This window comes from Burkholderia ubonensis, from assembly GCF_001718695.1.
Lineage (GTDB): Bacteria > Pseudomonadota > Gammaproteobacteria > Burkholderiales > Burkholderiaceae > Burkholderia > Burkholderia ubonensis_B.
The window spans coordinates 860,475-875,262 of record NZ_CP013421.1 but is presented as its reverse complement, the minus strand read 5'-3'; the positions used below and the strand labels follow the sequence as shown (position 1 = coordinate 875,262).

Sequence of the window (14,788 nt, the reverse complement as noted above, 5' to 3'; positions counted from 1 at the left end):
GAGGCAGTCTCCGTGAGGTTTCGGGGCGGGATCAGGCCGGGGCCGGGTGGAACGCGAGCGCGAGGCCGTTCATGCAGTAGCGCAGCCCGGTCGGCTTCGGCCCGTCGTCGAACACGTGGCCGAGGTGGCCGCCGCAGCGGCGGCACAGCACTTCGGTGCGGATCATCCCGAACGACAGGTCGGTCTTCGTGATGACCGCGTGATCGAGCGGCGCCCAGAAGCTCGGCCAGCCGGTATGGCTGTCGAATTTCGTCGTCGACGAGAACAGCGGGAGCTGGCAGCCCGCGCACGCGAACGTGCCGCGCCGGTGCTCGTCGTTCAGCGGGCTACTGTACGGCCGCTCGGTGCCGGCTTCGCGCAGCACCGTGTATTGGGCCGGCGTGAGGCGGCGGCGCCATTCGGCTTCGCTGCGGGTAACGTCGAACGACGCGGTGGCGCCGCGTGCGCCGGGCGGCGCGGCGAATGCGCGGCCGACCAGCATGCGGCGGCCTGCCGACGACAGCGCGGCGAGCGCCGCGAGACCGGTGGCGCCGGCGAACAGCAGATGTCTGCGGGTGGGCATGATGGGCTCCTGGAAGGCAGGTCCTGGAAACATGCGCACAGCGTAGGCAGCGGCCGGTGTCGAAGTCCTCACGGAAAGTTAAAAGATTTGTGATCATTTGCCGGGTGTTCCGGTCAGGTCCGGTGAAATCCATCAAAGCCCCGTCTGACAAGGGTTTGCAGGGTATTCGTGGTCCGTCCACTTCCGCGGAAATCCCGCGCGAGCCGCAACTTTTTAGTGTTCGTGGTGTCGGGTAGGCTCTGCATTGGGATGCACGAGCCGACCGATGACGAAATCAATGGAGGGCGATCATGGGTGCACTGACGGTCAGGCAAATCGAAGCCGCAAGGGCGACCGGAAAGCGGTATTTCCTGTCGGATGGGCGGGGACTGTTCCTGCGTGTCGGCCCGGTCGGCGGAAAGACCTGGTTTGTTCGCGTCAGCATCAATGGTAAGTAGCTCGACAAGCCGCTCGGCAAGGCGTGGGCACGCTCGACGACAGATGCGCAGTTGTCCCTCGAGGATGCACGCGCAGCAGCGGCGACGATTCGTTCGCAAGCGCGCGACGGCATGGACTATCTCGAAGCGAAGAAGCGTGAACGCCAGGCGAAGGTTGCAAAAGCGGCGATGGCGGACCTCACGTTCGGCGACTTATTCGATGCGTGGTTCGCGACGATCAACAAGAAGCGCGGCAGGAAAGGCCGGAAGGATGGCGGTAAGTCGCTTCGAAGTGCGATGGAAAAACATATGCTGCCGTCTCTCCGTACACACAGGGTCTCAGGCGTGTTTGCGTCGAACGTGCTGCCGCTGCTTACCGCGATTTCCGACGTGGGACATAACCGGCAAGCGGTCGAGATGTTGATAACGATCCAGCAAATGATTCGGTGGGGCGAACGAAGCCAGCCGTGGAAGCGCTTGCTGATCGATTGCGATGTGCTCGCGCTTGCAAAAGAGGATGTCGTTTCAGCTGATTACGACCCGGTGCGTGGCAATGAGCGTAACCGGACGCTTACGGACGACGAAATCCGACTACTCGGTGAACTGATTCCAGCCGCGCGGCTTCCACGTTCCATTGAGTCAGCAGTATGGGTGATGCTTGCGTGCGGAACACGCGTCGGCGAAACGCTCCCGACGCGCTGGACTGATCTCGACTTCAAAGCACGGACGTGGACGATTCCAAAGGAACGCACGAAGTCGAACGCGGCGATCACGATTCATCTGTCCGATTTCGTTCTTGCACAGTTTGCAGCGCAGCAGGTCGTGCGCGCCGGCATGCCTGAAGGCGACGCACGCCGCGAATATGTGTTTCCGTCGGAGAAGGGCAAACTGCCGCACGTCAGTATTAGTACGGCGTGCGGGGCTATCCATGACCGGCAACGCCCGAAGGATGCACCGACCGAAGGCCGCACAAGGGCAACCGATGCGCTCACGGTCCCGGGTGGCCAATGGAAATGTCACGACCTGCGCCGGACGTGCGCAACGATGATGCAGTCGCTCGGCATCGCAGAAAGCATCGTGCATCGATGCCTGAACCACGCGCGCAATGATCCGCTTGATCGAATCTATCTGCGGTTCGACTATGATGCGCGACGCATGGCGGCGATGGGGTGACCGTTTGTCGGTATTGCTGGGCATGAGTACAGAAAACGTACGCTTTCTGTTCGCGCCGTAATCGGGGAGCGTTTCTCCGCAGAGGGAAGAAGGAATATGTAACCCTGATAATCCGAGTTATCACGGTTAAAGGTGCCTGAGAATCGACGGGGATGCGGTGCTTCATTCCTGTTCCCTCGAGACATTCCATCGGTGTGGGGCGCCTATAGGGGCAAGTGCGGTGGCCGCCGGGTACCGATGGTCGTGCCCGTGGTCCGCAGTGGTAAGTGCGCGGGTTGCCACGAGCGGAAGAGGGCAGGTTCTGGCGGATACTGGCTGCATCGGCCGCCCTGCGGTTTGCTTGTGGACTGTTGGATGCGGTAGGGTGCGACTTTGACTTTATGATCCGGACAAGTCCATGAACAAACAGGAACTCATCGACGCGGTCGCCGCGGGCGCGGGTGTCAGTAAAAGCGACGCGAGCAAAACTGTTCAGGCGGTGCTGGATGCGATCACGGACGCGGTGAGCCGCGACGAAGCGGTGCAGCTCATCGGCTTCGGGGCATTTTCGCGGGGACAGCGCTCAGCGCGTACCGGTCGCAATCCGACGACGGGCGAGGAGATCGCCATTGCCGCAGCAAATACTGTGAAGTTCGCCGCCGGTAAGGCGTTTAAGGACGCAGTGAACGGATCGTGACATCGTGCGAGTTGCGCCTGGCGCCTATGCGGGGCCGCCTCCGTGAGAACGCCAGTGTCGTCGCGTTCGTGCGGGTGCACGAGTCTGACTTGATTTGCCGGTCTACCGAATTGTGCAGACAGTGTCTGTACAATCTACGTCCGGCTCCAAGTTCGCGACAAACGTGGAGCGCGCCTCAATCCAGCAATGGCGACTCGTCCGCTGTTCGCGAGCTCGTATACGCGGAACGGAGCTTCGCTGACGAGTAACGTCAGCGATACCCGCTGGACCACTCGTTCTGTTGTTTGGGCCGTTGATTAATGCGAAAACACTGTCCCGTGCGTCGCGCGATGACGAAGAGCAATTGCTCCCACTTCCCGCCGACCAAGTCCGCCGCTTGTCGCTCAAGCACCATCTCGCGTTTGCAGCGCTATGTGGCGGATGCGGCGACGTTGAGTCGATCGCCGCGCTGTCCAATATGCTCCACCTGCGTGCGGGCTGCAATGCCGAACTATATCGCTGCGCAGATTCCGCCCTCGCTCAATGCGTTGCGCGGGTAGAGTGCGGGGGCGAGTGGGCCTTAACGGACGCTGAGCGGGCTGCATTCGAACCGTTGCGTCATGGCCATGACGAGCAACTTACTGCAGTGCCTGTCCATCGCTTCCTTGAAGCGCTGGAGCAGGGACAGCATGCAGGCCTTCGCCCTGCCGATCGAGTCGGACTGGTACCCAAGCGTTGTCTGCCTGCGATGGCGAATGCGCCGAGCGCCTGGTACGCACGGATGAACCTGCAGGCTGGCGCCGCAACCCGTGGTGCGTGCGTGGACGCCGAATTCGACAGTTTCTACGTAGAAACTTTAGGGAGCGGCTTAGAAGTGGGTAGTTGTGTAGTGAAAGCACACCACTGTGCTCTTCGCCGAACTGGCTGATTCCATGGCGAGGTCCGACGGAATGAAGGGGAACATATTAGGGGCTATGTTACCCTTCATTTCGTGGTATCGAGATGCACCCAGCATGGTCCCGCTGGAATCTCTCGCGGCCTGCCACTGCGGGTTCGCGTCCACTAACGCACAGCTGGGTCGTATGAGGCCCGCGAGTGTGTGGGTCGACCTGACCCCGGGGTCGGCCTGAAAATGTGCATCGCGTTTGGCGCAACCCCTCCGTGGCGGCGATAATTCAGCACTCAGGTTTTTTTCTGCGACCACATGTCGACGCTCCGCCCAAACCAGCTCGTCATCAAAGCCGGGGCATTGCCGCCTTCCCTGATGGTTCGTCATTTCAAACCGGACGAGTGGGAGGAATTCATCGAGCGCAGTGCGTTGCAGTGCGAGGTCAATGGCCGCAAGTATCATCAGGTCAAGCGCTTCGGCGGACCAGGCGACGCAGGCCGGGACGTCGAGGCGCGACTTACGGGCGCACTGACGGTAGATCAGTGGGACCTTTTTCAGGCTAAGCACTACAAGGCCCCACTTACCCCTGGCGAGTTCTTCCCGGAACTTGCCAAATTCTTTCTTCATCTCGCGGCAGGTACCTATCCGCCGCCGCGCCGGTACTTTGTGTGTTCGCCTCAGAATGCCGGTCCCGACCTGCACGATCTGATAGCCAGCCCGGCGAAGCTCAAGCAGCGGTTTCTGACCGACTGGGCGGCCGGCAAGACAGGCATGAAAAATCTGGTGAGCGGCCTGACCTCTGAGGTTCGGGCGGTGATCGACGCATTCGATTTCGCGCGGATCGAGGAATGTCTGCTGCGGGACCTGCTCGCGTGGCACGCGATCGATCATGTCACCCACTGCAGGATCTTTCATATCGAGGCCGAACGCGGGGACGACCCTACGATGCCGGTGTTGCCGACCGAGGACGAACTGATCTATGTCGAGGAGCTTGTTGCGGTGTACTCGGAACAGGGCAGTGCTGCTCGCACGGTAGAAGAGGTTATGCGGACAGCGTATGCCGATCATTTCACCGACTGCCGCATGGAGTTTTATTGTGCAGAAGGCCTGAAGCGGTTCAGTCGAGACCTGTTTGAACACGACGAGTTCGCGAAGTTGCTTGACATGGTGCTGAAGGGCGTGCGCACCGCCGTATCTAGTCCGCGGCATAGCGTCGGTCTGGACCGGCTGGACGCGGCGGTGAGTCGCGCCTCGTCCCTCACGCTGACGGATAGTGCATTGCACGGACGGTTGCGCGGCGGAGATATTGCCGGCACCTGCCATCATTTGGTGAACGAAAAGAAACTGAGGTGGATCAAATGACGCGTGCAGACGTGACGCGTGTATTCAACTCGCCGTTTGAGCTTGGCTTTCGCATGGTCTATCTGCTCAGCGCCTTACGCCCGGCGGGCGTGGATCTGCAGAAACTCATCCTGCTCGACTATGCCGTGGTGTATTCGGGGGACCTGGGTGGACCGGAAAGCCTGCATACCCCGGTTCCCTACCGCGGCAGCGAATTGTTGAGCCGTCGCACGCTCATCGAACAGGGGTTGCATCTGATGAGCACTCGCGGGCTCGTCACTGCGCGGATGGACGAAGAAGGGATCACATATGTCGCCGGCCCAACGGCCCTCTCACTCGTAGGCTCCGTCACGGCACCGTATTTCATGCGCCTTCACCAACGTTGCGAATGGGCGGCCAGGCGCTTTGGCCAAACCGGTACGGATGCGCTGACCCGGGAATTCACCGAGCAGGGCCATCGTTGGGGCGCGGAGCTTGAAGGATTCACACTTGAACGGAGCGGGCAGTGGCGATTCGATTGATAAGGCTGGCGGCATCAGGACCTGACCGGCCGGCCGCCGAGATTAAGTTTGCGCCTCTGCACTGCCTTATTCGCGGTCCGAGTGATACCGGTAAGTCATACATCCGCGACTGCCTGTGGTACCTGCTCGGAGGTGAAAAGACACCAAAGAAGGTACCCGAAGACGATGGCTACGAGTTGCTGGAACTCGAGTTCTCGTACGGAGCGGACACCTACATCGTGCGGCGCGCGCTGCGCGGCGGAGGGGCCCATATCTTCCGTAGCGTGCGTGCGATTGAAGGGGCGAGCGATGCTTCCGCAGACGATCGATCAGCAGGAGACAAGCAGGCACTGTTGGATGCTCCTGAAGGCATGACGCCTGTCGAGGTTGACCTGTCGCAACTCGTTGTTGAATTGTCGGGGGCAGCGGGAAAGCAGATCTTGAGATCGAAAAGCAAACGGGGACCTGTCACGGGTTCGGACATTCGGCACTGGTTCATGCTCTCCCAGCCGACGGTGATCAGTGAAGACCCGACAAGCGGAGCCAGCCACAGCGAGCGCCCGCAGCGCATGGCCGCGTTCCACCTTTTTCTGACTGGAGATGACGATTCGGCTGTTGCGCTCGCCAAGTCCCAGGCAGAAAAGGACCGTCTTTTCGGGCAGCTTACCTCCGCGCAAAATGCGCTCAGTCGGGTTATGACAGGCATCGACCTCGACGCCACGCGTGTCGATGTCGAGGGCGCTATCGAACGGGTGGACGAGACGCTGTCGGAGCTCAGCCGGCAATACGACGCGCGCGCCGCGCAGTTGCGTGGCGTTCGCGGCCAGATCGTCGAATCAACTGATGCATTACGCAAGCATGCCACGCGAGTAAACCATTCCCAGGCGATGCTTGATCGGTTCGAGCTGCTTGATCAGAAGTATGTGAGCGACCTCGAACGCCTCGGCGCGCTCGACGAGGGCGTTGCCCACTTTGCTGCGCTTGACGCTGTGCCTTGTCCGCTTTGCTCCACGCCGATCGAGCTTCATGTCGCACCCGCCGATCTTGGGAAGCGGGCACCGGGCAGCTACCGGAAGGCGGTCGCAGCCGAGTCTCAGAAAATCGCCGGACTTCGCGGGGGTTTGCTGCATTCGATCGCGATCGAGCAACGGCGTCTCGCGGATGCAACCGAGCAGGCAAACCTGATCAGGGGGCGGCTTCGCGAGCTTGAGAAGGAAGAGGCAAGACGGATTAGCGGCACGCGCGTAGAATTCCAGGCCGATCCGAAGGAGCTCGCCGTGCGCCGCAGTGAGCTGGCCGCGCAGTTGGGTGCCTTCGATGAAAAGGAGCGACTTGAAGCCGAAATCGAGCGATTGAAGAAACTGCGCGTTTCCCGGGCGGCCCCGATCACTCGAGAGGCCGGCGAGCCGGCAAAGGCCGTAGCCGGCGTCGTAAAGTCGATGCTCGTCGACTGGGGGTTCGATGACGTTCACCAAGTGACGCTGGATACAGGGGAGTGCGACCTCGTCATCAATGATCGCCCTCGACTGAGCTATGGTGCTGGCAAGCGAGGCATTTTCCTTACTGCGTTGACCATCGGCCTGATGGCGTATGCGTTGGAGCAAGGAAATCCTCATTTAGGCCTGGTCGTGATCGATTCGCCGCTGAAAGCGTACGCCGATCCGGACTCCGGAGAGGATCGGTCGCTGGCTACCCAAACACTGACCGACAAATTTTACGCGTGGCTGTCGACCTGGAATGGACCGGGGCAAATTATTGTCGCCGAGAATGAGAAGATCCAGGCCACCACGGCTGGCGTGCTCCAGCCCGTGGAGTTTACCCGGCGCAATGACTCGGGAAGGGCGGGATTCTATTTGAAAAGCGTCACGCCAATGCTGGTGGTGGATGATAGTGAGTCGGCGTAGGGAATGGATATTGACAAAAATCTTCCGATTCCGATCGGAAAACCTTGTCAGCTAGAAGCACTTTTAAAGGGGTGCGGATCATTAATTAAGGGTCGAATCAAGCTAACTGTTCTCCCCCGCGGGTGGTCGGTGTAAGTACCGGGCTTGTGCGGCGGGCGCCTAAACAGTAGAAAACCGGGTGAAAACGGGGATCATGTTGGTGCCTCGGCGGCACTATAGATCCTCCTCGGGAGCGGCGCGGGCAGGGGCAGCGGAGGGCGCCAGGGAGCGCTGGCAACGCGACGACCGGCGTACGTTTTTGACACGTGGCTTCCACGCTAGGGAAACTTGCGCTAGAATCAACGTGTGCTTGATTCGAGTGCCACTGCTGACAGCTTTCAGAGCACCGAATTGTAGGGCGGGTGTAGACGGCGGTTATGTCTCACCTCAAGCAGGAGCGGATTGGCCCTCACCAGACGTCCGCTGACGTACAGGCAATTCCTAGGTTCTTGCCGTGCGTGATTTTCGAATACTGGCTACCAATCCTTAGGCATCTTGGATAGCTCAAAAGCCCCTTCTACGAAGGGGCTTTTTCATATGCGCGGCCACTATGCTTCCGGACAACCTTAAAGACGCTATTCTGAGCCACGTCGGTGGCCGAACCGAGATCCTCGGAAGCCAACTCGGCTATTTCATTCGCCGAACTGCGCCCGATTGGAATCTGAAAGCCGACTACGGTTCTCTGCGAGAGTTCGTGGAGTCTGAGCTGAGTGATGTTTTGATCCACGTCGGGAAGCAAGGCGGAGATGACATCTACCGGATGCATCGCGCTGACGAACCAGGCTTGGCTCGCCTTACAGGCGACGACCGGACGCTTTGGTCCCTGTTCAACAACCCACAGCGAGAGGGGCGGATCTTTGTCCGGCCCGATGGCCTGTGGGTTGTGCGAAACGGAAGTGCAGCACCTGATGATGGGCGAGAGTTGGCGCGCATAGCAGAAGAAGAATACAGGACGTTGCTTGTCTCCTTGGCAGAGCAGATCCCAATGGACCTGCGAGATCGCTTTAGCGAGATTCTATCTTCGAGTGACAAGACACCGTGGTCGGAAGTCTTGAACTTACTTCGGAAATCCGGAAACAGTCGCGTTGGCAAGGAGCTTGAGCAGAAGCGGATTGAGTACGTGTTTAGTGAGTTCAAGAGGCGTCTCGGCGTACTAGGATTGACGCCGCAGCAAATTGACGACCATGAGGTGACCCTCAATGCTTCGAATGGCCGGGGTCACCTTTCTGACAGAAACACTAGGACTCACCTGCAGTCAGTTCTGAGCGTTGATAGTCGGCATCCTACCGACGAGAAGTTGCTGCGCGAGATTGCAAAGAAGGCGATTGATGAGATGTCTGCAGAGCAAATTCGGCAGCTCAATCTGCCTTTGGGCCATGTTTGGGACGCATTTCTCGCGAGCCGGTAACAATGCGGTTCATTTTTGTCGGTTCGCCGGCGGACACGGCAGCGGTCGAACAGCGTCTTGACGCGATCGTTGGAAGTGACTGGCGGCTGCGGGGGGATCTGCATATCGTCACGCTTGATGACTGCCGCAACCCCCTTGCGGTTCGTGCGCGACTCAAGGATGTGCTGCGCCCTGCAAAAGAAAGTCATGTGTACCTTTTGCGCCCAGAAATTTCGTTCGAGCAGGCGGGTTTGCCTCAGCCAATGATTGTGGCGCGACCGGGAAAGCTTAGTGTGTTCTTGAAGAACGAACTGCGCCCGATATTGAGGCGGATTGGTGCCGACTGGTTCAATCGAATGGAACTGCTGCTCGAAGACTGGGACTTCCCAGAAGCGGGTGAAGTTGAGCACGAGGGCTGGGCTGGGAAGCGGCTAGACGCTTGGCTTAGGCAATTCGACCGAGTGGCGAAACGTAATGCGCGATGGGTCGGTGAGGGCCTCGTACGATCCTTCGAATTAATTGCCCGTGAACGGCTGGTGAGGTTGTTTCAGGGTGATCATTCGGATAGCATAATTTGCGTTATGCGCTACGAAAACGGGAAGAGTGCTGATGCGCTGAGTGGCCTCATTAAAAAGGCAGTGCTTAAAAATGCCGGCACGGTCGAGAATTTCAACGAGGTCGTTAGGCGGGAGGCTCCCGTTGGCGGCAAGATAGTGGTATATGAAGACGGTTTGTTTTCGGGAACCGAATGGGTTGGGATCTTCAAGAGTTTTCTCGGTTGCGCTGATCCCGGTAGCGAGAAATTTACAAGCCTGAAGGATCCGGATTCGTTAAAGAGAATGCAGATCGAGTTGCGCTTCGCGATCGCGACCAATGTCGGTGTTGCCGTATTACGTAGTGAACTCGATGCGCTCGGTCTCACAAACGTGGTCCTGAAATGTCTCGAAGAGGAAATCGATGTCCTCAGTGAGGAGGGGCGTCGGCGGTTGGCCGAGAAAACTCTCCTTACAGGAGGTGGCTTGCGCCGCGCTGACATCCAGCCGAGAGTCTTCCAGACGGAGGTTTGGGGCGTCCGTGCTAATGAAGCAATGGCAATGTGCGAGGTAATTGGGCGGGCACTGTGGTCCAGCTATTGGACCCGCAAGGAAAAAGTTATAACCGAGGACAAACTGAGCCAAGTAGCTCTCGGTGCGAGCAATATGGGTTTCGCGATGACGTTTGCACATTCGTTGCCGAAAGTGTCGCTCCCAGTTTTTTGGTGTGCGGGGGAGGTAACTGTCACTGGGCATCAAATCCAATGGATGCCGCTATTTCCCAACGCTGCCTAAGTTGCAATCTGCAATTGCTATCGACCATCCGGTTTGAATTTTTCTGATATCCGGGGCTGGATGGACACCTATAGTCCGCAGGCGTACCTCTCATTAGCGGCATGGCGTTTTATCGACACTGGTCAAACCGACTCGCGGTTCTCAACGTACGGCAATCGGCCCGTTCCCGCCGGTGTCCGGGATACAGTCGACGGCCACCGGTGTGGTGCTCGAGGTGCGGTTACTCAGCGATCTGCATCGTCCAACATGTTCGGCGTGATTGACGAATTCAGCTGCTCGAGTTCGTCAACCGACAGTAGGCGGGTCTCGGGAAGGTATCCCAACAGGAAGCACCCGATGGTCCGTCTGATTCGATCCACCACAGCGGGCCGGATCGCTTCTTCCAACGCGATGTTGCCGATGTCGCCGTAGTCGAAGACGCCGGCTCGCCATACGCCTTGAATCAAGCGGAAGCTAAGCACATTCCGATGAACGCGTGAGCTGGTTGCTGTACTGCGGCCGTTGTTGACCCGATGAAAATAGAAGGAGTCGATCCGAAATGGCTCCTTTTGATTCTCAAAAAACTCCGGGATCTCGAACACAATCCGCGCCAGGTCCGTACCGTGGAGGTTGGGACCGCCCGCGACCGAAACGCGAACATCACCGGCGTGCTCCGGGAAATGCGCTTGGCGAGCCTCCCGCCATCTGAACACGCAATCGATCTGCAGCGAGTCAAGATCCAGCTGTTCGTATGATGCCGCGACTTGTTGAATGTGCGTGCGGACGCCCTCGCTAACGCTGAGGCCGGCGGAGGCAATCAGGTCGGCATAGGTTTGAAAGGGCCGTCCGGGCACGCGTGCACTGACCAGTTTTCCACTTTTTGAGCTTTCAGCCATGAAAGTTAACCTCAGATGATCGAGACTTCGGTATGTATGACTTGCTTGATTGTCATCATATCGCAGATTGACGCAAAACAAAAACTGACGTAGTTTACCGAGCGTCGGACGAGGGCGAGTGAAGGTAGTGGCAGATCTGAGCGTCCGACTCTGACCAACCGGGTCGCGGAGAAACCAATGACGAACGACAAGCGGCAGCGCAATGCCGAAGCAGTGAACGACGCGCTTCGAATCGCCGGCGAGGAGCTGGGCATCGACCCTTTTGACGAGGACCAATTCGACGATCTCGTCGTTGATCGGGCCACTTTTTATCTGAACGACTGGAAAGTGCCCGTGCCGCGAGGCTGGCGAAACGCGAGTCGCTAATGGCCGCGCGATCTCGTTAACCCGGCTGCGGCCGGGTTTTTTGTGGCCAACGCCGGCTTGCCGGTGGATGCGGTGCAATAAATGCTCCATCCGATAACTCGGCTTATCAGACGGGACCCTTTGGGCTGTCAGAACGGTCCCCCTTATCCCCTATACTTGTCCCGACCCTGCCGGGCAAGGCCCAGCAGGATGTCGGCGCCGATCGGGACGTCGCGCGTCGCGCCCAGCGCCGACCGCGGTCCGCGTCGTGCACGACGGAATCCGTACTGGATGCTACGCCCGCCAGTCGGCGGTGCGCCGCACGGCGCGGCGATCCCGCGCCTCACCGGCCGCCGGACTTCGACAACGCTTATTCACTGCCAGGAAACCGCCATGGACCCACGGATTCGCGACTTGATCGAAGGTAAGGCGATCGGCGCGATTGCGCTCGATACCTCGATCTTTGACGGGCAGCAGGGGCGCCTCGAGGACGGCCTGCTGCGGAGGGTCGAGCAGTTCCGGTTCACTCAGAACGTTGAGGTCCTGATGCCGGACGTCGTGCAGCGCGAGCTGATCGCGCACCTCGCGCGTGACGCAGTGGAGGCCCGCGCCGCGTTGCTGCGCGCGACCCGGGCGGCCGGACTGGCGGGACTGCTGCCGCATGATGCCCGCACTCAGTTAGAGAGGAGCGTCGCGCAAGCGCTCAACCCAGGCGATGCCGCCACCGCCCGGGTCATGCGCTGGCTCGAGCGGACCGAGGCGACGGTGCTTGACGTGGCCGCCCACGTGGACTTGCGTGCGCTGTTCGACCGGTACTTCGCCGCGCAGCCACCGTTTGCCGAGGCAGGTGAGAAAAAGCATGAGTTTCCCGACGCCGCGGCCTTGCTCGCCCTGGAAAGCTGGGCCACCGAGCGGTCGACCGGGATTCTCGTGGTATCGAGCGACAATGACTGGCAACGCTTCTGTGCGGGATCGACGCGGCTTTTCTGGACGGAGGACCTTGGCGACGCACTGGGAGCGTTCCAAGACGAGACCGCGCGATTTGCCGCGCGACGCCTGGTGGAGCTATCGACGGCGGGCGGGCCGTTGGACCTCGCGACGGCTTTGCTCCAGGCGCTCCATGCGTCGGCTGGTGTTGCCGTTCGCAGTTTCTGCTAACAAGTGACCACAGATACCGCTAATGGGTAAACTCGTGGTAGCGCCGTCAGCAAAGGCTGAGAGCGATGTTCCTTTCGTGTCCGCACGCGTTGCCGGAATGCAACAAAGGGGGGATGTATGTGCGAAGATTTTGCTAATGCACCTTCAAGAGCTTGCAATGTCGGAGGTGGCTCACGGGCGGCGCAATGATGAAAGTCGCTCGTGACGAGAGCATGGCGTGCACGTAACCGATGTTCAACAACTTGGGTGCATGCGCAACAATATACCTCTCGTCAAAAGGACGGAGGTGCGACTTTAATGCCTGTTTTCCGGGGTGGGGGAGGCTGTCGACATTGAGCCGTGGTGCACGCCCATGTCGCGCTTCAACTCCATCGTTTGGAATTCAGCGCACGTCGACGAAATACCTCGCCAGCGACCTGCCGCTGCTCACTTCCTCAGCTTGACGTTCGCCGCCCCCGCATTAGCGGAATCATTGGACACGATTAGCGCTCGAACGGACACCATTAGCAGAATCTACGAACTTCAACAGCAGCAATGGTGAATCGGCACGCCTTGGAGAAAACTTGAGTCGTGCCGATGTGGGGCCATGTGAATCGCGCGATCTATGCGACGCGCGTCGGGAGCGAATGCAACAGACGTGGCCGTGACGGCGCGACCGCGTCGACGGTTTCGCTGTCGATGACGGCCGGCGCGTCAATGTCGGCCATCGACAGCACGCGGCGACGCAGCTGCGACGCACGGGCCTCAGAACAGTGCGTATAGCGAAGAATGTCGGCCGCCGTTATCCGGACGTGGGCGGCGGCGATCGCGCTAGCGAGCCGGAGCGCGTCCGCGTCGATCGCGGGTTGTTCCGTCAAGCGATCTACCGTCGCCTCGAGCGTGGCGAACGAGTCCTGCGCCGCGGCGGCGTCTATCCCATCCTCGACGTGAAGGTGAGAAGCATGACCTTCGATGGCCGCCCGGTCGCGACAGAAGGCAACAAGATGGCGTCCGGCGCCTCGCTGATCGCGTCGCAAGGGTCTGCACATGTCGAGCAGGTTTCGGCGCCGCTGGCGGCATTGGCGGCGGAATGTCCAGTGACCTCCCAGGCAATGTCGTCGCCGTTGAAAACATAACATTCGTGTTGTCAAGGCGCGCCAGTGCAGTCAAGGATGCGGTTAGACTCAACCATTAACGTCCTTTTTCGTCCACGGTCAAATTGTTTTTGACCGACGTAACGCCAGGAACACTCTCGGCAACTTTCCCAGCGAGATCTATCTGCGCTTGGTCCGGAGCCATTCCTACTAGCGTAATCTTGCCGCTACGAGCGACGGCATGAACATCCGTGGACTCCAAGCCCTTTTGTTTGTACAACGTCTTCTGAACTCGTTTCGCCAAATCCTTATTTGCTGCTCTAATAGCCGAACGAGAGGGAGCTGTTGCTGAAGGTGCCGCGGTCGTCTCTTGTGCATGAACAACGGGCACGATCGCAGCAATGGCGCTGATGGCGATCGCTGCAGCAACGTAGGTCTTCAAGGATTTCATCTCTAGTCCTTCGGGTGGGTGGAAAAACTGGGTGGGAGAAACTCGAAATGATCGCTTGTCGATCAAAGTGCGGCGGGAAATGAGCCCTAACTTTGACGAGCAGTGGTCACGATGTGTGGCAATCAAATTATCAACTTTTCCTCGTCGGATGCGCACATTCAGGCACGTCGACACCTGTCAGGAATTTCGCCTGCTGAGGCCGGATAAGGGTAAGCGTTCCATGAACAACGCTGCTCAAGTATTCGTTGCAACTACAACAAACCGATCACAGTTTGAGAACATTTTGCCCCCATACCTTGGCTCGCAGACTTCTAATCCTGGCGGGAACTGCCCTCGCCCTACATCAAGAACTTGAATCGCATTTCTCACATGCGCTAATTCCTTCTCGACCGTGTAGTACCAGTTCATGGCCTCCCTGCGTGAATGCAGGGATGATTGTGCACGTCGCTTACGCGATACGATTGATTTGACGCAAAGAGATCGACGCAGATCGCTCCTGCGGGAGCGAACTCGGATGCAGATTGTGGACCGGCCCTCCTTTCGTGGATACCTTCGCGCCATAATTTTTGGTAGCCGAGGAGGTCAGTATGAGCGGGGCAAGAATTTCAGAATACACGCAACTCCGTCATCGAGTATCGTCATGCTATTGTCCAACCACTCTGTGGAGCGCGTTCAGCCATGCGATCGTCCAA

14 protein-coding genes are annotated in these 14,788 nt (G+C 59.1%); 11 read left to right on the top strand and 3 right to left on the bottom strand.

The window, feature by feature from the left end; all coding sequences use genetic code 11:
* Positions 1-31 precede the first annotated feature (31 nt).
* Positions 32-562, bottom strand: coding sequence for a peptide-methionine (R)-S-oxide reductase MsrB (gene msrB / locus WJ35_RS18670; protein WP_069239662.1), 531 nt, complete (start codon positions 560-562; stop codon positions 32-34).
* Positions 563-852: 290 nt separating this feature from the next.
* On the opposite strand from msrB, the gene WJ35_RS31405 reads away from it, so the two are divergent.
* The 8 genes from WJ35_RS31405 (at position 853) to WJ35_RS18635 (ending at position 10,194) form a co-directional block, all read left to right on the top strand.
* Entirely contained in the window at positions 853-999 is a 147-nt protein-coding gene (locus WJ35_RS31405; protein ID WP_124260287.1) for an Arm DNA-binding domain-containing protein, read from the top strand.
* A 51-nt stretch (positions 1,000-1,050) separates the two neighbouring features.
* Positions 1,051-2,151, top strand: coding sequence for a tyrosine-type recombinase/integrase (locus WJ35_RS18665; protein ID WP_131754453.1), 1,101 nt, complete (start codon positions 1,051-1,053; stop codon positions 2,149-2,151).
* 397 nt (positions 2,152-2,548) lie between these two features.
* Complete coding sequence (locus WJ35_RS18660) at positions 2,549-2,827, top strand: HU family DNA-binding protein (RefSeq protein WP_011879678.1); 279 nt, start codon at positions 2,549-2,551, stop codon at positions 2,825-2,827.
* 1,183 nt (positions 2,828-4,010) lie between these two features.
* Complete coding sequence (locus tag WJ35_RS18655) at positions 4,011-5,057, top strand: ABC-three component system protein (RefSeq protein WP_069239661.1); 1,047 nt, start codon at positions 4,011-4,013, stop codon at positions 5,055-5,057.
* Positions 5,054-5,557: an ABC-three component system middle component 2 gene (locus WJ35_RS18650; protein WP_069239660.1), complete on the top strand. Its 504-nt coding sequence runs from the start codon at positions 5,054-5,056 to the stop codon at positions 5,555-5,557. The genes WJ35_RS18655 and WJ35_RS18650 overlap by 4 nt, the downstream gene beginning before the upstream one ends.
* Positions 5,542-7,440, top strand: a complete 1,899-nt coding sequence (locus WJ35_RS18645) for a hypothetical protein (protein WP_069239659.1) — start codon at positions 5,542-5,544, stop codon at positions 7,438-7,440. The genes WJ35_RS18650 and WJ35_RS18645 overlap by 16 nt, the downstream gene beginning before the upstream one ends.
* A 589-nt stretch (positions 7,441-8,029) precedes the next feature.
* The gene (locus WJ35_RS18640) at positions 8,030-8,887 is read left to right on the top strand and encodes a hypothetical protein (protein ID WP_069239658.1); all 858 of its coding nucleotides are present in this window, start codon (positions 8,030-8,032) and stop codon (positions 8,885-8,887) included.
* Between the two features lie 2 nt (positions 8,888-8,889).
* Complete coding sequence (locus WJ35_RS18635; protein ID WP_069239657.1) at positions 8,890-10,194, top strand: hypothetical protein; 1,305 nt, start codon at positions 8,890-8,892, stop codon at positions 10,192-10,194.
* Between the two features lie 224 nt (positions 10,195-10,418).
* Here the strand turns inward: WJ35_RS18635 and WJ35_RS18630 are convergent, their stop codons facing one another.
* Positions 10,419-11,069, bottom strand: a complete 651-nt coding sequence (locus WJ35_RS18630; protein WP_069246643.1) for a hypothetical protein — start codon at positions 11,067-11,069, stop codon at positions 10,419-10,421.
* 177 nt (positions 11,070-11,246) lie between these two features.
* On the opposite strand from WJ35_RS18630, the gene WJ35_RS18625 reads away from it, so the two are divergent.
* From WJ35_RS18625 to WJ35_RS32765, 3 genes are all read left to right on the top strand, one after another.
* Positions 11,247-11,435 (top strand): hypothetical protein, encoded by a 189-nt coding sequence (locus tag WJ35_RS18625; protein ID WP_069239655.1) that lies wholly within the window; start codon positions 11,247-11,249, stop codon positions 11,433-11,435.
* A 372-nt stretch (positions 11,436-11,807) separates the two neighbouring features.
* Positions 11,808-12,572, top strand: coding sequence for a PIN domain-containing protein (locus WJ35_RS18620; RefSeq protein ID WP_069239654.1), 765 nt, complete (start codon positions 11,808-11,810; stop codon positions 12,570-12,572).
* 791 nt (positions 12,573-13,363) lie between these two features.
* Positions 13,364-13,687, top strand: coding sequence for a hypothetical protein (locus WJ35_RS32765; protein ID WP_080484378.1), 324 nt, complete (start codon positions 13,364-13,366; stop codon positions 13,685-13,687).
* Between the two features lie 55 nt (positions 13,688-13,742).
* Here WJ35_RS32765 and WJ35_RS30505 read toward each other — a convergent pair whose 3' ends face one another.
* Positions 13,743-14,096: a BON domain-containing protein gene (locus tag WJ35_RS30505; RefSeq protein WP_080484377.1), complete on the bottom strand. Its 354-nt coding sequence runs from the start codon at positions 14,094-14,096 to the stop codon at positions 13,743-13,745.
* Between the last annotated feature and the right edge of the window lie 692 nt (positions 14,097-14,788).